This is a genomic window from Arthrobacter sp. Y3223151, from assembly GCF_059091125.1.
This window is the reverse complement of the sequence record NZ_JBNHGI010000013.1, coordinates 1-16,592: the sequence shown is the minus strand read 5'-3', so window position 1 is coordinate 16,592 and position 16,592 is coordinate 1. Positions and strand designations below refer to the sequence as shown.

General features: G+C 63.7%; 16 protein-coding genes and 1 pseudogene. 10 read left to right on the top strand and 7 right to left on the bottom strand.

The genetic code is table 11. The annotated features are described in order from the left end of the window. The first annotated feature begins 162 nt into the window (after nt 1-162). From npdG to AC5RUP_RS14790, 7 genes and pseudogenes are all read left to right on the top strand, one after another. Entirely contained in the window at nt 163-828 is a 666-nt protein-coding gene (gene npdG, locus AC5RUP_RS14820; protein ID WP_494153049.1) for an NADPH-dependent F420 reductase, read from the top strand. Nucleotides 829-856: 28 nt separating this feature from the next. Further along, a complete protein-coding gene (cofD, locus tag AC5RUP_RS14815) occupies nt 857-1,870 on the top strand; it encodes a 2-phospho-L-lactate transferase (RefSeq protein WP_494153050.1) in 1,014 nt (337 codons plus the stop codon). A gap of 73 nt (nt 1,871-1,943) precedes the next feature. Next, on the top strand, nt 1,944-4,652 hold the full coding sequence (locus AC5RUP_RS14810) for a bifunctional FO biosynthesis protein CofGH (protein WP_494153051.1): 2,709 nt from the start codon (nt 1,944-1,946) through the stop codon (nt 4,650-4,652). Continuing rightward, nucleotides 4,643-5,371 (top strand): 2-phospho-L-lactate guanylyltransferase, encoded by a 729-nt coding sequence (gene cofC, locus AC5RUP_RS14805; RefSeq protein ID WP_494153052.1) that lies wholly within the window; start codon nt 4,643-4,645, stop codon nt 5,369-5,371. Before AC5RUP_RS14810 ends, cofC begins: the two co-directional genes overlap by 10 nt. Nucleotides 5,372-5,431: 60 nt before the next feature. Beyond that, on the top strand, nt 5,432-6,265 hold the full coding sequence (locus AC5RUP_RS14800; RefSeq protein ID WP_494153053.1) for a coenzyme F420-0:L-glutamate ligase: 834 nt from the start codon (nt 5,432-5,434) through the stop codon (nt 6,263-6,265). 107 nt (nt 6,266-6,372) lie between these two features. Then, the gene (locus tag AC5RUP_RS14795; RefSeq protein WP_494153064.1) at nt 6,373-6,447 is read left to right on the top strand and encodes a hypothetical protein; all 75 of its coding nucleotides are present in this window, start codon (nt 6,373-6,375) and stop codon (nt 6,445-6,447) included. A 65-nt stretch (nt 6,448-6,512) separates the two neighbouring features. Next, nucleotides 6,513-6,608: pseudogene (locus AC5RUP_RS14790) on the top strand (GTP cyclohydrolase); the annotation flags it as partial. Nucleotides 6,609-6,695: 87 nt separating this feature from the next. Here the strand turns inward: AC5RUP_RS14790 and AC5RUP_RS14785 are convergent. From AC5RUP_RS14785 to AC5RUP_RS14775, 3 genes are all read right to left on the bottom strand, one after another. Further along, nucleotides 6,696-7,364, bottom strand: a complete 669-nt coding sequence (locus AC5RUP_RS14785) for an alpha/beta hydrolase fold domain-containing protein (protein WP_494158705.1) — start codon at nt 7,362-7,364, stop codon at nt 6,696-6,698. 55 nt (nt 7,365-7,419) lie between these two features. After that, nucleotides 7,420-9,090 (bottom strand): long-chain-fatty-acid--CoA ligase, encoded by a 1,671-nt coding sequence (locus AC5RUP_RS14780; RefSeq protein WP_494153054.1) that lies wholly within the window; start codon nt 9,088-9,090, stop codon nt 7,420-7,422. A gap of 64 nt (nt 9,091-9,154) precedes the next feature. Beyond that, nucleotides 9,155-9,985 carry an acetoacetate decarboxylase family protein gene (locus tag AC5RUP_RS14775; RefSeq protein WP_494153055.1) on the bottom strand — a complete coding sequence of 277 codons (831 nt, stop codon included), beginning with the start codon at nt 9,983-9,985 and terminating at the stop codon, nt 9,155-9,157. Between the two features lie 263 nt (nt 9,986-10,248). Here AC5RUP_RS14775 and AC5RUP_RS14770 point away from each other — a divergent pair, with 263 nt between their 5' ends. Further along, nucleotides 10,249-10,884 carry a TetR/AcrR family transcriptional regulator gene (locus tag AC5RUP_RS14770; RefSeq protein WP_494153056.1) on the top strand — a complete coding sequence of 212 codons (636 nt, stop codon included), beginning with the start codon at nt 10,249-10,251 and terminating at the stop codon, nt 10,882-10,884. Nucleotides 10,885-11,283: 399 nt separating this feature from the next. Here the strand turns inward: AC5RUP_RS14770 and AC5RUP_RS14765 are convergent, their stop codons facing one another. The 4 genes from AC5RUP_RS14765 to AC5RUP_RS14750 all read right to left on the bottom strand — a co-directional run bounded on the left by AC5RUP_RS14765 (nt 11,284) and on the right by AC5RUP_RS14750 (nt 15,491). Beyond that, nucleotides 11,284-12,327: an MBL fold metallo-hydrolase gene (locus AC5RUP_RS14765; protein ID WP_494153057.1), complete on the bottom strand. Its 1,044-nt coding sequence runs from the start codon at nt 12,325-12,327 to the stop codon at nt 11,284-11,286. A 67-nt stretch (nt 12,328-12,394) separates the two neighbouring features. Next, a complete protein-coding gene (locus tag AC5RUP_RS14760; RefSeq protein WP_494153058.1) occupies nt 12,395-13,474 on the bottom strand; it encodes a phosphotransferase family protein in 1,080 nt (359 codons plus the stop codon). Beyond that, nucleotides 13,471-14,715, bottom strand: coding sequence for an acyl-CoA dehydrogenase family protein (locus AC5RUP_RS14755; protein WP_494153059.1), 1,245 nt, complete (start codon nt 14,713-14,715; stop codon nt 13,471-13,473). The genes AC5RUP_RS14760 and AC5RUP_RS14755 overlap by 4 nt, the downstream gene beginning before the upstream one ends. Beyond that, the gene (locus tag AC5RUP_RS14750) at nt 14,712-15,491 is read right to left on the bottom strand and encodes an SDR family oxidoreductase (protein WP_494153060.1); all 780 of its coding nucleotides are present in this window, start codon (nt 15,489-15,491) and stop codon (nt 14,712-14,714) included. The genes AC5RUP_RS14755 and AC5RUP_RS14750 overlap by 4 nt, the downstream gene beginning before the upstream one ends. 127 nt (nt 15,492-15,618) lie before the next feature. On the opposite strand from AC5RUP_RS14750, the gene AC5RUP_RS14745 reads away from it, so the two are divergent. Both AC5RUP_RS14745 and AC5RUP_RS14740 read left to right on the top strand, forming a co-directional pair. After that, nucleotides 15,619-16,392 (top strand): TetR/AcrR family transcriptional regulator, encoded by a 774-nt coding sequence (locus AC5RUP_RS14745; protein ID WP_494153061.1) that lies wholly within the window; start codon nt 15,619-15,621, stop codon nt 16,390-16,392. A 7-nt stretch (nt 16,393-16,399) separates the two neighbouring features. Continuing rightward, on the top strand, nt 16,400-16,592 hold a 193-nt coding region (locus AC5RUP_RS14740), incomplete at its 3' end, for a hypothetical protein (RefSeq protein WP_494153062.1).

Genomic DNA, 16,592 nt, shown 5'->3' with positions numbered 1-16,592 from the left:
CTCCGTTCCGTCGGAGGTGAAGCAGCGGGATTTAAGCAGCAGGAGCCGCGTGTGGGACGCAAAGTGGCTTAGGTCCGGCTGACTAGTGAAAGGGCAGCTCATGCATATTGGAATCCTCGGTGCTGGAGCACTTAGCGCCTGGACGTGTGAAGGAGGTTAGAAATGGGCACATACAAGATCGCGGTTGTCGGCGGTTCAGGACCGCAGGGCAAGTCCTTGGGATACCGATTTGCGATGGCCGGACACACGGTGGCCCTCGGTTCGCGCGCTGCCGCACGTGCCGAAGCGGCCGCGAAGGAAGTCTTTGAGCGGCTGGGCGGCATCGGCTCTGTTTCGGGAATCGACAATACCGCGGCTGTATCTGGCGCCGACGTCGTCCTGCTTGCCGTCCCCTATAACGGACACAGTGAACTCCTGACCGGACTGGCCAGTGAACTTGTCGGCAAGATTGTTATTAGCTGTGTCAATCCGTTGGGGTTTGACAAACGCGGCCCGTACGGACTGGATGTGACGGAAAGCGCTGCTGAAGAGGCCCAGCGCCTGGTGCCAACGGCCTCGGTTGTCGGAGCGTTCCACCATCTCTCGGCCCCGAGTTTGTGGGGGCCTGCCGAGTTCCTTGACCACGAGGATGTTCTCGTGTGTGGCGATGATGCTGGAGCCAAAGCTGTAGTGATGGACTTGGCCCGCGCCGTTACCGGCAGGGACGGCATCGATGCAGGTGCCTTGCGGCTGGCCCGTCAACTCGAGCCGCTGACTGCGGTTCTGATTAGCATCAACAAGCGCTACAAAACCCGATCGGGCGTTCGAATTACGGGAGTGGCTGAATAGGCCTCGTTGGCGCGAAGAAGGGCGGCACATGGAGAAAATCACTGTCCTGTCCGGGGGCATTGGCGGTGCCCGGTTCGTGCGCGGGCTGCTGGCCCATCTCTCCGCCGCTTATCCCTCCGGCACCGGCTCCTCGGTGGAGGTCACGGTGATAGCGAACACCGGGGATGACATGTGGCTGAGCGGGCTGCGGGTCTGCCCGGACCTGGACACCATCATGTACACTCTCGGCGGCGGCATCGAGGAGGAGCAGGGCTGGGGCCGGGCCGTCGAAAGCCGCCGCACATCCGCGGAAATCGCTGCGTACGGGCGCGGCTGGGACTGGTTCACGCTGGGAGACCTGGACTTGGGCACCCATATTGTCCGCTCGGAACTGCTGCGGGAGGGCGCCACGCTGAGCGAGGCCACGGAGTTCCTGTGTCGGCGCTGGCAGCCCGGGGTCACGCTGCTGCCGATGAGCGATGACCCGGTGGAGACCCACGTCCGGCTGGCCGAGGCCGCGGACGAGCATCGGGCCGGGGAGTTCATCCATTTCGAGGAATGGTGGGTTAGGTACCGGGCCGGCGTGCCGGCCGCCGGCTTCGTGCAGGTGGGCCTGGAGTCTTCAACGGCGGCCCCGGGTGTGGTCGATGCCATCCTGAACGCCGACGTCGTGCTGGTCCCGCCGTCGAATCCTGTAGTGTCCGTGGGCACCATCATGGCCGTGCCCGGCATCAGCGATGCGGTGCGCGCCACCCCGGCCTCCGTGGTCGGCGTATCGCCCATTATCGGCGGGTCGGCCGTCCGCGGCATGGCGGACCAGTGCTTGGCTTCCATTGGGGTTCCGACTACGGCAGCAGATGTCGGACGCCATTACGGAGCTCGGAACAGGAACGGACTGTTGGACGGCTGGCTCGTTGACACCGCCGATGGGGCGGCCCTGGCTACCCTGTCCGATGCCGGCTTGAGGGCCGCCGCCGTACCCCTCTGGATGACGGATGTTCCCTTAACCGCCGCCATTGCAGCCGAAGCCTTGTCCCTGGCCGGGCAGCCCGCCCCCACCTGAGAATGCCTTCGGCCTCCGCGTCCGACTGCCCCGACACTTCCTCACCCGACCCAGACTTCTAGGAGCAATGCCAATGTCCGAGCACCAGCCCTTTGTTCCGTCCGAAAGTGCGCTTCGTCGAGCCCTGCGCCGAGCCGAAGACGGAGTAGCGCTAAATGAGGTGGAGGCAGAGACGCTGCTGCATGCGCGTGGTGACCACCTGGAGCGACTGCTGGCAGCGGCCTCGCGGGTGCGTGATGCCGGTTTGCAGCAGGCGGGCCGTCCGGGCATCATCACCTACTCGAAGAAGGTGTTCGTTCCGGTGACACATTTGTGCCGGGACCGTTGCCACTACTGCACGTTCGTCCAGACGCCCGGGCAGTTGGCCAGGGCAGGCAAGGGAATGTACCTGTCCCCCGACGAGATCCTGGAGATCGCCCGGGCCGGCGCAGCCGCTGGCTGCAAAGAGGCTTTACTGACCCTCGGGGATCGGCCTGAGGATCGTTGGCCGGCCGCACGCGAGTGGTTGGACGCCCACGGTTACGACTCCACTCTGGACTACGTCCGGGCTATGGCCGTCCGGATCCTGGAGGAAACCGGCCTGTTGCCGCACCTGAACCCGGGGGTGATGACTTGGGAAGAAATCCAGCGCCTGAAGCCGGTGGCCCCGTCGATGGGCATGATGCTCGAAACCACGGCCACCCGGCTCTGGTCCGAGAAGGGCGGCCCGCACTTCGGGTCCCCGGACAAGGACCCGGCCGTTCGCCTGAGGGTACTCGAGGACGCCGGCCGTTCCTCCGTGCCTTTCACCTCTGGCCTGTTGCTGGGGATCGGGGAGAGCTACGCCGAACGTGTGGAGGCGATCTTTGCTCTCCGGGCCACAGACCGGCGCTACGGCCACATCCAGGAGGTGATCGTACAGAACTTCCGGGCGAAGGACGCCACCGCCATGATGGGTGCCCCGGACCTGGCAACGGAGGAGTACTTGGCCGCGGTTGCCGTGACCCGCCTGGTGCTCGGCCCCAAAGCACGGGTCCAGGCACCACCGAACTTGACGGACGCCCATGAGTTGTCTCTGCTTATCCGCGCCGGAGTCGATGACTGGGGCGGGGTCAGCCCGCTGACCCCGGACCATGTCAACCCCGAGCGGCCATGGCCGCATTTGAATGACTTGGCCCGGCTCACTGCCAAATCCGGCTTCACCCTTCGTGAACGGCTTACCGCCCATCCTCGCTACATCCTGGCAGGGGAACCCTGGATCGATCCACGCGTTGCCCCGCATGTGCGCGCCTTGGCGTCCGAAGACGGGCTGGCCCTCGAGGACGCTGATCCGGTGGGGCGGCCTTGGCAGGAACCCGATCCCGACTGGGCCGGGACCGGCAGGGTAGACCTGCACAGTGAGATTGACACCATGGGACGGGCCGGCGACCGCCGCGGGGATTTTGACGGGGTCTACGGGAGCTGGGAAGCGTTGCGCGAGGAAGCCACCCGCGGCCAGGCATCTCTCGCCACCGGCGGCCAGAACCAGGTACGGGCGGCATTGGCAAAGGCGGAAGACAATCCTGCCGGCCTGTCCGATGCCGACTACCTCGCACTGCTCACTGCCAACGGTTCCGAGCTGGAGGCCCTCGCAGCCCTGGCCGATCGGGTGCGGCAAGAGTCGGTGGGCAATGGTGTGGGCTATGTCGTCAACCGGAACATCAACTTCACCAACGTTTGCTACACCGGATGCAGGTTCTGCGCTTTTGCCCAGCGCCGTACCGACGCAGATGCCTATACACTCTCCTTGTCCCAGGTGGGCGAGCGCGTGGACGAGGCTTGGGCGATCGGAGCGACAGAGATCTGCATGCAGGGCGGCATCCATCCGGACCTGCCCGGCACCGCTTACTTCGACCTCGCCCGTGAAGTCAAGAAGCGCCAGCCCGGCATCCACTTGCACGCCTTCAGCCCGATGGAGATAGTCAATGGCGCGGCCCGCACCGGTCTGTCCTACGCAGACTTTCTGGCCGAGGCCAAAGCCGCGGGCTTGGACACCATCCCGGGCACGGCAGCAGAGATCCTCGATGACGAGGTGCGCTGGATCCTGACCAAAGGCAAACTGCCGGCCGCCGACTGGATCGAGATCGTGACCACCGCCCACCGGCTCGGCATCCGCTCCAGCGCCACGATGATGTACGGGCACGTGGACAACCCCTCGCACTGGGTGGCACACCTGCGCACCCTGTCCCGCATTCAGGACGATACCGGAGGTTTCACCGAGTTCGTGCTCCTGCCCTTCATCCACACGAACGCCCCGGTCTACCTTGCCGGCATCTCCCGGCCCGGGCCGACCCTGCAGGAAAACCGAGCCGTGCATGCCGTGGCCCGTCTCATGCTGCACGGCCGGATCAATCACATCCAAACCTCCTGGGTCAAGCTCGGCAACCATGGCACGCAGTTGATGCTCACCGGCGGGGCGGACGACCTCGGCGGGACCCTGATGGAGGAGACCATCTCCCGCATGGCCGGGGCCGAGAACGGTTCGGAAAAAACTGTCTCCGAACTCGAGAAGATGATCCGGGGCATCCGCCGCGCTCCTTGGCAGCGCACCACCACCTACGGCACGCCGACGGCGGAACGTCTCGCGACTGCCCGCAAGCACGCCGAGACCGGCTACGCAGCCACCGGCAAATCCCTGAAAGTCCTGCCCGAGGCTGCCGACGCAGGCCGCGTGCCCATCGACGCCGTCCCGGTTTCTTTGGGCATGCCCGGGCTAGGACGACCGGAACAGGACCGTGTGGAAGGAGTGCTCTCATGCCGCTGACAAACGTCCCAAGCGCGCCGCACCGGGCGTGGACCCTCGTGGTGCCGTTCAAGGGCGGTCAGGGAGCCAAAAGCAGGCTCGGGCACAGTGCGCAGGCCTCCCCCGGAGTCCGCCCCGACGTGCGCAGCCGCCTGGCATTGGCCTTCCTGGCCGACACCGTCGCCGCGGCCCAGATCGTCCCCGAAGTGGCGGACATCGTGATCGTCTCCTCGGACCCGTCCCTGCTCACCGCCATTTCGGACATCGTTCTGGTCCCCGACCCCGGACACGGGCTCAACGCCGCCGTGACGGCGGGCATCGAATGGGCCAGGGCGCATGCGCCGCACCGCCCGGTCGCGGCCTTGACCGGGGATCTGCCCTGCCTTGTTCCGGAGGACCTGGCCGCCGCCCTCGCCGCGGCAGGAAAGCACCCGCGCTCGGTGGTTCCGGACCGCCATGGCACCGGCACCACCTTGGTCACCGCACTGCCTGGGCAGGAACTCAACCCGCGGTTCGGCCCCGGCTCGTGTGCCGCCCACAGCCGGGGCGGCCACGATCTGCTGCCCATCCCCGCGTCCTCCACCCTGCGCCTCGACGTCGACACCGTCGAGGACCTCAACCGGGCGCTGCACCGCGGCACTGGCCACCACACCCGCTCCACGATGTTGCTTGCCCCGCCCCGCGCCTACGGCGCCAGACCTGCCAGCGACCACTCACCCTTGACCGCGGCTGCCGTCTGATCCGGTCGCAGCTGCTCCAGTCCTCCCGTTTCCGCAACTCCCACCCTGCAGAGGTATCCCATGCCAAGCCTTTCCATCACAGCACTCGACGGCATTCCCGAAATTGGCCCGGGCGATGACCTGGCGGCCCTTATAGGAGATGCCCTCGCCGCGTACGACGAAGGCATCCGTGATGGTGACATCCTCGTGGTTACCAGCAAGATAGTATCCAAGGCCGAGGGCCGCCAATTGTCCGCGGCGGACCGGGAGGAGGCCATCACCGCCGAAACCGTACGCCTGGTCGCCAGCCGAACCCATCCCGGCGGCGTAACCCGGATCGTCGAAAACCGGCAGGGGCTGATCCTGGCCGCCGCCGGGGTGGACAACAGCAACACCGCGGACGGCACCATCCTGCTGCTGCCCGAGGACCCGGACGCCTCGGCGCGCCGGCTCTGTACCGCCCTGCGTACGAGATTCGGCGTGACCTTGGGCGTGATCCTCAGCGACACTCTGGGCCGGCCCTGGCGCGAAGGACAGACCGACGCCGCGATCGGCGCCGCCGGCCTGCGCGTCCTGGACGACTACAGGGGAATGCACGACACCCACGGCAACCTGCTCGCCGTTTCAGCCGCTGCCGTCGCCGACGAAATAGCCGGCGCCGCGGACCTGGTCAAGGGCAAAACCGCCGGTCGGCCAGTAGCCGTTGTGCGTGGACTTGGCCATTTGGTGCTCACCCACCTGAACGAACGAAACCCGGTGGATAGCGCCCGCGCTCTCGTCCGTCCCGCTGAGAAGGATATGTTCAGGCTCGGCAGCGACGAAGCGTACACTCAGGGCTTCCTCGACGGACAAGTCGCAAAGAGCGAAAGCACGTTCAGGAAGTCGGAGTTTTCACATACGCGAACCCTCACCTGAATCGCGCCCCAGACCGTGGAGAACCGTAAAGCACCTCCGGTCCGCCCTCACAGCGAGTCTCTGAGCGGGATGTATTCGGGTCGCAGCGGTGCGACTGCGGCCCGCAGTTGCGCGAGGCGGTCGAGCGGACCACGGCGTCTGGTGGATTCCTGCTGTACTCGCGGCAAGAAGGACGGGTATAGGCCTGTAGCCAAAGCTTGACGCGCACTCGTTGCAGGACGAGGACTTGGACACGTACCAGGCAAACGTGGCTCTGGGACGAAGCGAGGACGAGCGGGACTACCGGGCAGCGGCCCAGACGTTGCTCGCGCTCGGCGCGGACCGGGTGCGACTGCTAAGCAATAACCCAGACAAGGCAACACAGCTAAGCCTTTTCGGGGTGGAGGTCATGGCACGGATCCCGACGGGTGCCAGGCGCGACGATTCGCTCTCATGCCCCAATGCTCTCGCTGGGGCGGCCCGCCGTACTAAACGATTTTTTCATGGCCGAACAGCACACACACTGGTGGTCCGTGCTCAGGCGTCCAAAAATACCTTTTGTGTGGCCCACTCGGCGTATCGCTTGCAGCGCGTCATCGGCCTCCGGGAGATTCCCGGCATACAGCTGGAAGACGTGCGGAAGTACTTCTTCGTACTCCTGGTAAGTCGCATCGCCCCCTGCTTCCTCGGCACGCTGGGCGATGGGCTTCGCGTCTCCTAGGAGGACCTCTTCCGCGCTCGCCTGAATAATCAGAGGAGGAAGTCCGGCGAAGTTGCCGGTGGCCGCAGGAGATACGCGCGGATTCTCAAAGTCCCCCGACTGGCAGTAATTCTCGCGCAGAGGCACCATCATCGGCCTCGAGCACACGACGTCGGATTCGGCGTTCGACTCGAAGGAACTCGACGTGAGCGTGAAGTCGGCCCACGGCGACATGAGGATGCCACCGGCCGGTGTGGAGACATCGCGCGCGAGTTCGAACAACGTCGTTAACGCCGGCGCAGCTCCGCCGCTGTCCCCAGTGGGGAGAATGCGGCCGGAGGGCACGCCCTGCTCAACTAACCACTTGAAGGCGGCAGTCGCGCCATACGACGCGTCCGGGGCCTGGCACGTTGCGGTCAACCGTGTACCCCGAGGCTGGGTATTGAGAAAGCGCGCCCGCCAATCCCCCAATCAGCTATTCTCGTTCCTCGACCCATGATCGCAATCGCTTCTTGTCAAACTTTCCGACCGTTGTTCGGGGGATCTCCTCGACGAACTTGAACTGCTCCGGCACCCACCACCGGGCTACGCGAGTCATAAGGAACTCCTTCAGGTCGGCGTCCGTCGCCGGTGCTCTCAGCACGACGAAAGCCAAGGGTCGCTCGCCCCAGCGTTCATCTGCAACACCTATCACGGCGGCTTCGCGTACCGCGTAATGCGCCAACAGCGCCACCTCGAGATCTTGCGAAGAAATCCACTCTCCACCGGACTTGATGACGTCCTTGTCGCGATCGGTGATGCGCAGATACCCCGAGCTATCGATTGTCCCCACGTCGCCGGTACGCAACCACCCGTCGTGAATGGCCGCCGCCGTCGCTGCCGGCGCCTCGAAGTATCCGCTGGCAACGGCCGGGCCACGGACCTCTATGTGACCCACGGCGTCACCATCGTTCGCAACGACAGAGCCCTCAGCATCAACCAGCCGGAACTCGTACAACGGCGAGGCTCGGCCAACGCTCTTACGACGTTTGCTCCTGACGTTCATCTCGGAAACAGTCCCACGGTCGACAGAGGCGCCCGGGAAGATCTCCGTCATGCCCCATCCCTCCATCATGGTCGCATCAAATCGCCGCTTGTACTCCTCGATGAGGCTCTCTGCCACGGCAGTACCACCGCACAGGATGGTTCGAAGTGATGAGAGGTCGTGCGTCCGGCCCTCTTGCTGATCGCTGTCGAGGTACTGGAGGAGGTCAAGCCAGAGAGTCGGGACACCAGCTGACCACGTCGCCTGCTGATCCTCGATCAAGCGTGCGAGAGGGGCTGGCTTGAGGTGGCGCCCGGGCATGATGATGTCACTTCCCACCAGCCCGCAGATGAACGGCAGCCCCCAGCCCATCGCGTGGAACAGCGGCACCAGAGCCAGCACACGATCTCGCCCGGTGATTCCGTAGGCGTCGGCGCCCGCCATTGACAGCGCGTGCAGGACAATCGAGCGATGGGAGTACAGCACACCCTTCGGATCGCCGGTTGTGCCCGAGGTGTAGCAGAGGGCGGCAGCCGTCCTCTCATCGAACTGTGGCCAGTCGAAATCGGGGCTTTCCTGCTCAAGCAGACGCTCATAATCCAATGCGTTCGGAAGTTCTGCGCAGGGGGTGCTGAAATCATCGATGACGATGACATCCCTCACCGCGGACAGCTTCGGCTGCACTTCGGCAAACTGATCGGCGAGTGAGCTTTCCACGAGCACAACGACGTCTTCTGCGTGATCGACGGTGTAGGCAAGCTGTTCCCCGTGAAGCCGCACGTTCATGGTGTGCAGCACTGCGCCCATGCACATCACGGCAAGATACACCTCGAGATGCTGCGCGTTGTTCCAGGCCAGGCTCCCGACACGATCGCCCGGACGGACACCGAGTCGCTGCAACGCATGCGCCAACTGCCCCGCTCGCGCCACAATGTCGCGAAAATTTCGCTCGGTGCACTCACCAGAGTCAGGGTCAACGAGGGTCACGACCTTGCTGGTGGCATAATTCCCCGCCATCCTGCGAATCACATGATGTACGGTGAGAGGAAAGTCCATCATCAGACCCGGCAGAAAGACGCCGGGCTCCGGTTTCGTCTTACTGATCATTTCTGCGATGATCAACACCTCCTCTGCGGTGATCGTGAGCTGAAGTCGTTGGCTTGCGAGTCAGTCAGATCGCTACCAATCACGCGGACAACACATCCCGGTAATTTCCCACCAGCCCGCTCTCGAGCTGGTCCAGAGCGTTGTGAGCACTCCAATCGTCCAGTCGTCCGTAATGGAAGGGGAGAAACTCCTCCTTGGGGATGACTGCTTGAATGAAGCTGTCACCTACGGGGCGGGGTTGACCCATCTCAGATGTTGCATACGAGGAACTCAGGACCTCGAGAACCGGGAACTCATTGAGCGGGTCGTGTAATGTTCCGCCAAGAACAACTGAGCCGACGCCCGGCCGAACCTCCGCACTGTGAACCTCGACTTCTTGCGCGAGAAGGAGCGCATCGTCCTGAAGGCCCCCTCCAAGCGCCAGCGTCGCCTTGACCGAGTAGAGCACCCCGTTGCTTGCGACAGGGCCCACGTTCTCCCCCGCATCCAGGTGCAACGTCATCAGGCGAGCACCCATCCGATCAACGGTTCCCACGAAGGAGTTCTGGGTGCGGATCAGATCGATCGAGGCCATCTTTTTCGGTTCGCCAAACCCCTCACGTCCGATGAGCAGCGCCGGATCGAAGGAGTCGATGAACATCGCGAGGATGTATTCGCCCTCGATGCCATTATGAACCGAGTCAACATACAGACCCGCCATCGTGAAGGCGCCACAGTAGTTCGTTACCCATCGGGTGACGCGCACGACCACGCGATCCGAACCATTCGGCTTCAGTGGCGCAGGCAGTACCGAAGCGATGACATCGGGATCACTACGAAAAGCAACCTCGATGCGCTCACCGCTCAGGCGCTTGTTCGCCAAAGTGGCGTTAATCCGGGCAATGCTCTCTGCTGACTGACGGAAACTCACGCAAGAGTCCCTTCTATTCGAATGACTGGCCCGGTCGATGCCTCCAGCCCGCCGGACTCGTCAGCTGGAATACTTATAGCGATCGCACCTTTTGTAGCGCTCGCTATGGGTAACTATGCCCTGTGCCACAGTGAGTCGTCAATAGGGGCGGCCGTAGTTTAATTCGACTCTCTAGCCAACGTTCGATAAGCTTGGATGCAGCGGCAAAAGGTGGGACGCCCCACCGCGACTCCCTTACTGCTGCCCCTTCATGAGGAGATGTAATGAGCGCTAGGGATGAAAGCGATTCGACGTCGGCCGAACTCGACTGGCGGGCGTATCCCAAACTGAACATACCACCCATTCTCGCTTCCGCGCTGGAACACTTCCATCAGCTTGGCTATCACGGGACATCCGTCCGAAGTATTGCATCAGGCGTAAATCTGACCATGCCTACGCTCTACTACCACTATGGCAATAAAGAGGGGATTCTGTACGCCCTGCTTGAGCTTGCGATGGACGATCTCCAGTTGCACATCAATCTGGGTCTCGAGGATGCCGGCAACGACACCTTCAAGGGATTTACTAATTTAATCACCAGCGTCGCGTTGCACTACACCCATCGGCGGGACCTGGCCATGCTGCATGCCGAGTATCGGTTCCTGAGCCCCGATTACCGGGCAAAGTACGCATCCAGAAGACGCGCTGTCGACGACGCGCTGGAGAATTTGCTCACGCGGGGCATCGCCGAAGGCATCTTCGAAGATGAAGAGCCGCGCTTCACAACCAGGTTGCTCCTCGGCATGGTCGCAGGAATCCTTGACTGGTATGCCGCGGGCGGGGCTCTGTCTGCTGAGGAAATCGCCGCCCGCTACACACACCGTGCAGTCCGAATGGTATCGAAGGTAGCCACAGCCTGACGGCGATCTCGCCAAAGATGCAACTCAGGCGTTTGCGGCGAACGACTACTGCCGCCGACGAATGACACCCGCCACCGGAGTGGGGGGGGCTGATCTGCGCTGCAGAGCGGCCCGAGCAACGGGTAGTGAACCTTCGTATAGAACACGCCGATGCGTACCCCGTCGGGGGTGCGCGTGTATGTGTTCGCGGAAACGCTGTTGTCTGTTGAGGGCTTGGAAGCAGTCTGCTCGAACTCCCGGGCCATCGTGAGATTGAAGGCGTTGAGGCCTTCGGGCCGGTTTGCGTCAGCGAGGCGAGCCCGTCATTGCGATCTTCCAAATAATTGTTTCGTAGGTCATGTTTACTCGCCATCCATTCAAGAAGGCAACGAACCGCATAAATATCTGATCGTGTTGTAATCAGCGAACTGCATTCAGTTCTGTGGCTACGTGAATGTCGTGGCCCTGTGAGCGCAGGTACACCACGTGGCTGGCTGTTTCGGAGACGGCCAGGCGCAGCGAGAAGGCCTGCAGGGACTCCCAGCCGCGGGACCATGTAAGACACCGGGCGATGTCCCAGACGGTTTCGGGCCGGTGTGCCTCCAGCACCTGCAGGACCTCGGCGGAGCGTTCGCGGTTGTGCCTGACCAGCTGGGCCACCCGGCGCTGCATCCCGCTGAACCGATACTCGTGGGCCGGGCAGACCTCCATCTCGTCCTCGAACCCGATCAGGCTCAGGGATTCGTAGTAGTCCGCCAGCGGGTTTGGCGGCCCGGGCAGCTCCAGGGCTATATGCGGGGAGATCCGCGGCAGGACGTGGTCCCCGCTGAAGATCATGCCGTGGGGCTTATCGACCAGGCAGATATGCCCCGGTGAATGCCCGGGGGTGGTGACGACCCGCAGGTCCAGCCCTTTGGCGGGCACCCGGCTGCCGCCGGTGAGCCGCAGGTCCGGATCGGCGAGGTTCTGCAGGTGAACCAGGCTCGAGTGGTCCATGGCCGCCTCGGCCAACCGGTCCGCCGGAACGCCCCACAAGGTCAGCTCCTCGCGGTGGGTCCGCAGGACAAGGTCCAGGTCCCCGGCGGCGCTGAGCCGGCGCACCTCTTTCTCGCCCAGGGCCACCCACGCCCCCGTTGCCGTCCGCAGCCGGGCAGCCATGCCCAGATGGTCCGAGTGGAAATGGGTCGCCACGATGCCGGTCAGATCGGACAGGCCCAGGCCGGCCCGCCGTAGCCCGTCGGCCAGATGGGCCAGGCCGCCATCACTGTCCCAACCCGGATCAACCAGGACGGCGTCCCCGTCACCCAGGAGCAGGTAGCTCAGGGTATAGCGCATGGGGTTGTCCGGGAACGGGACGGGGATGGACCACACATCCCCGTTAAGCTGCTCCACGGGCGGCAGCACCTTCTTCTGCCACGCTTCTTTCTGCGCGTGGCCGGTGATGGTAATCGGCGGCAGGCTCATTCGTTGCTCGATCGCGGGTAGAGACTGGCGGCACTTTGCAGGTAGGTCACCTCGGGTCAACCAACAATCAGTTCCGCGCGAAGGAGGACGCAGCCCGAAGCAGGGTTGGCACGCCCTCCTCGAGGGTCGGTGCGAAGTCATCGCCTGGGCGTTCGCCGTGCAGCCAACGCGTGTAGATGGCTTCGCAGAAGATCGCCGCCTTCCACAGGGCGAGTGTCTGATACCAGTGCAATTGGCTCAGGTCCAGCGGCAGTTGTTGGGCGTATCTGGCGATGAGCTCGTCGCGCGAGGGATATCCCGTTTCCCGGGTAACCGGCGTCAGCTCCATCGGGGTAGGTTCCGCGCCGGGCTCGGCATAGGTTGCAGTGAAGTAGCCTAGGTCCGCGAGCGGGTCGCCGATGGTGGCCATCTCCCAGTCGAGGATCGCTGCGACTGTTACGGGAGGGTTGCTATTGAACATTAAGTTGCCAAGGCGGAAATCGCCGTGGACGACTGACGCCATCTGACTTTCTGGCAGATTTGCGGCGAGCCAATCTGCGGTGGCTGCCACTTCCGGCAGGTCGCGCTCGGTGTTCCCGTCCCACAACGATGAAAAGAGCCTGACTTGCCGCTCTAAGTAACCGTCTGGTCGGCCAAGGGTCGCCAGCTCCCCGGACCCCACGTCGACCCTGTGCAGGGCGACCATCGTATCAATCGCGGCGAACGCGGTAGCGCGCCGCTGCTCTACGGAGTCGAATTTTGGCGGTATTTGTTTGGTGATCACCTCGCCATCGACGAACTCCATGACATAGAACGGCACATCGAGCGTCGAGTCGTCCTCGCAGACGGCGACTATGCGCGGCGCGGGGACACCTGCGGCGCGCACCAGGCGCTGTATCCTAGCCTCCCGCACCATGTCGTGGGCGGACTTCGGGTGCGGCGGGCGTGGGCCGCGTCGTAGGACGAATGTCTCGTCTCCGCGAACAATGCGGTAGGTCACATTTGACTGACCGTCCCCGATGCGGTCGACCTCCAGCGGCCCGAGGCCGAGCTGATGCATGTCGAAGAACTCGCGGACTGCATCGAGGACGAGCAGCGGCGGCAAGGCAAGTGCGGCGGCGTCCGCACGCGTATCGACGATCTGAACGCCGTCGCCGACGGTGCTCATCGGATCACCGCCTGATCGAGGCGGGGCTCGCCGTTCGTCACGGCCTTGGCCCTGGCTTTCGATGCACGACGGGAAATTGCCCACTTGTGCGTCTCGTTGGAGCCGTCATAGATCCGGAACGGCCGCACCTCGTTAAGATACTGTGCGAGCGGAAGGGCGTCAGACACGCCGTCGCCGCCGCAGATTTGGATCGCGCGGTCAATCACTCGGTAAATCGCCTCGGAGCAGTGCACCTTTGCGATCGAGGACATAGCTGATCCGGCTCTCGGATCTGTGGCGAGCAGGTTCGCGGTTTTTGTGATGATCGCATCCGACGTTTCGAGGTCGATGACTGACTGCGCGATCAGCTCCTGCACGAGTCCCAAGTCCTTCATGGCTGAGCCGAACAGCTCCCGATTATCGGCACGGTCGAGGGCGACGTCAAGGGCCCTGCGGGCCAGTCCCAGCCATCGCATGCAATGCGTCAGGCGCGCCGGCGCGAGGCGAACCTGAGCGTAGCGGAAGCCTTCGCCCGCCTGACCGAGCACGGCCGCATCTTCCACAAAGCAGTCGTCGAAGTAGACATGCGGGTGTCCGCCGTCGATGGCCCGGTCGATGGTGTGGATATGCTCGCCCATGCGCATGCCCGGATTATCGGCATCGATGAGGAACATCGTCGCGCCCTCCGGAACTCCGTCCGATTCCCCATTGCGTGCCATCACAATCGTTAGCGCCGCCCCGTCCGCGCCGCTGATAAACCGCTTATGACCAGAGATGCGCCATCCGCCGTCGACGCGCCGGGCTTCCGTCATGAGAGCGGCAGGGTCCGATCCCGCACCGGGGTGCGGCTCGGTCATTGCGAAGCACGAGCGGATGACACCAGCCGCAAGCGGCATGAGGTATCGCTCCTGCTGCTCCGGCGTGGCGATGAGCTCGAGCATGTGCATGTTGCCTTCATCCGGTGCCATGCAATTGAGAGCGCTTGGCCCGATCGGCGAATAGCCGGCTTCCTGGAAGATCGGGGACCAATGTTCGATAGCCACCCCCTGCCCACCGAACCTCCGTTCGACGTGGGGCGCGAAGACCCCGGCGGCCTTGGCTTCCGATTGAAGTCGCGCGCGGACTGCCGGATCGAGCCGTTCCCCGGGTGCCGGCTCAGCGGGAATGACGTAGTCGCGGATGAAGGCACGGGTGCGAAGTCGTAGGTCGTTAATCTCAGTCATGGTCACGCCGTTCCTGTTGTCAATTTCAGTCGTGGTCACGCCGTTCCTCCCGCGTTGAGCAGCCCGCCGTCGAGGTTGAGGACCTGTCCGGTGATCCATGACGCGTCGGAGGAGGCGAGGAAGGCGACTGCTGCGGCGACGTCTTCAGGGGTGCCCAACCGCCCGAGCGGATAGTCCGCGTTGACCTCGTCTTCCTTGCCCTCGTAGAGGGCTCGTGCGAATTGGGTTTTGACGACTGCTGGAGCCACTGCGTTTACTCGAATGTCGGGCCCCAGTTCCACGCTGAGCGTGCGCGTCAAGTGGGCGATCGCTGCCTTGCTCACGCCGTACCAGCCGATGCCTTCAGACGGCACCTGGCCGGTCACGGAAGAGATGTTAACAACTGAACCGCCGCGGTTTGGAAACTGGAGTTCTGGGTGGTGGAACGCGCCCTGCACCCATGCGAGGGTACCAAGCAGATTAACTTCGAGAATCTTGCGTGCGCTGTCCAGCTCGAGATCTGCAAGGGGCCCGTACACGGGGTTGATGCCTGCATTGTTCACGAGGATGTCAAGCCCGCCGAACTCGCGGGCGACGGTCGCGAACACGTCCACCCGGTGTTGCGGGTCGTCAGCCTTGCCTGCTATCGCGACAACTGTTCCCTCGGGGAAGGTCGCTGCCACCTGCGCGAGAGCCTCCGGCTCGCGCGCGGTGATCACGACCTTGGCTCCTTCAGACACCATGCGCTGAGTGATTGCCAGCCCAATGCCGCGGCTGGCTCCGGTCACGATTGCGTGCTTGCCCGACAGCCGCTGCGCGGTCAACTCTCCGAGCATTATCACCCTTCCTGATCGAGGCTAGCCGAGCTAGCGCTCGGTAAAGTAAGCTTGGTTCGAACCGGGGGCGATGTCAAGACGGCATCCCAACCCGGCCCGTGCAATGGACGAATGGAAGTATCACGCAATGGCGATGGATAAGACGATCTCAAACCCGGAACGAGCATCCGTGATCGCGCATCCGTCGGCGGATTCGGTCTCTGCGGCCGTGCCATGGGACTCGGTGGTGCGAGTTGCCGAGCGCAGGGGCAGCCTCATGACAGACGCCGAGCGGACGAACGGAACGGGGACCATGGCCGGCTGGAAGGAATATGGCGATTCACCGGTGCCGCCGATCCTGCAGGCCGCGCTGACCTGCTTCGTCGAGCACGGGTACCACGGGACCACAACGCGGCAGCTTGCATCCGCCGCGGGCCTCTCGGTACCTGGCCTCTATCACCACTTCGAGTCGAAGCAAGCGATGCTCGTGAGTCTCATGGAGATCGCGATGGCGGACCTGTACGGCCGCAGCATCGCCGCGCTCGAAGAGGCAGGTGAGTCGGTGGAAGCCAGGTTCAGGTCGCACATCGAGTCTCTCGTGCTGTTCCACGCGCATCGCGGCGAGCTCGCGTTCGTAGCGGCGACCGAGATACGCGCACTGGAGCCGGAAGCCCGCGCGCGACACATTGCGTCCCGTGACCGACAGCAAAGGATTCTTGATGGGATCGTGGAGGAAGGTGTTCGAACAGGGCTTTTTGGTACGGAGAGCCCGCGTGCTGCCAGCCGCGCCGTCGTCACCATGTGTACCGGTGTGGCGCAGTGGTACCGGCTCGGTGGCCGGCTTTCACCGGCCGATCTGGCCGAAGAATACGTGCTTCTGGCGCAGCGGGCCGTTGGCCAGGAAGGCTCATTCCTGACGTAGTTGATCATTGCAGGCGAACGTCGTTCATGGCGAGGCACGTACGGGCGGTCTGCACATATTCGACAAGAGTTGGCTGAACGAGGAGTCCTTGCGGCTCCGCATCACATTGCGACAGCCGTCGCGAAGAAGGCGGCGAGAGGAGATGTCAGTGAAGATCATCGTGCTGGTGAAGGAGGTCCCCGACACTTACGGGGATCGCA

Excerpts from the sequence above, each read along its gene's own strand:
- npdG (WP_494153049.1), top strand. The coding sequence starts at position 163 with ATGGGCACATACAAGATCGCGGTTGTCGGCGGTTCAGGACCGCAGGGC.
- cofD (WP_494153050.1), top strand. The coding sequence starts at position 857 with ATGGAGAAAATCACTGTCCTGTCCGGGGGCATTGGCGGTGCCCGGTTC.
- AC5RUP_RS14810 (WP_494153051.1), top strand. The coding sequence starts at position 1,944 with ATGTCCGAGCACCAGCCCTTTGTTCCGTCCGAAAGTGCGCTTCGTCGA.
- cofC (WP_494153052.1), top strand. The coding sequence starts at position 4,643 with ATGCCGCTGACAAACGTCCCAAGCGCGCCGCACCGGGCGTGGACCCTC.
- AC5RUP_RS14800 (WP_494153053.1), top strand. The coding sequence starts at position 5,432 with ATGCCAAGCCTTTCCATCACAGCACTCGACGGCATTCCCGAAATTGGC.
- AC5RUP_RS14770 (WP_494153056.1), top strand. The coding sequence starts at position 10,249 with ATGAGCGCTAGGGATGAAAGCGATTCGACGTCGGCCGAACTCGACTGG.
- AC5RUP_RS14765 (WP_494153057.1), bottom strand. The coding sequence starts at position 12,327 with ATGAGCCTGCCGCCGATTACCATCACCGGCCACGCGCAGAAAGAAGCG.
- AC5RUP_RS14760 (WP_494153058.1), bottom strand. The coding sequence starts at position 13,474 with ATGAGCACCGTCGGCGACGGCGTTCAGATCGTCGATACGCGTGCGGAC.
- AC5RUP_RS14750 (WP_494153060.1), bottom strand. The coding sequence starts at position 15,491 with ATGCTCGGAGAGTTGACCGCGCAGCGGCTGTCGGGCAAGCACGCAATC.
- AC5RUP_RS14745 (WP_494153061.1), top strand. The coding sequence starts at position 15,619 with ATGGCGATGGATAAGACGATCTCAAACCCGGAACGAGCATCCGTGATC.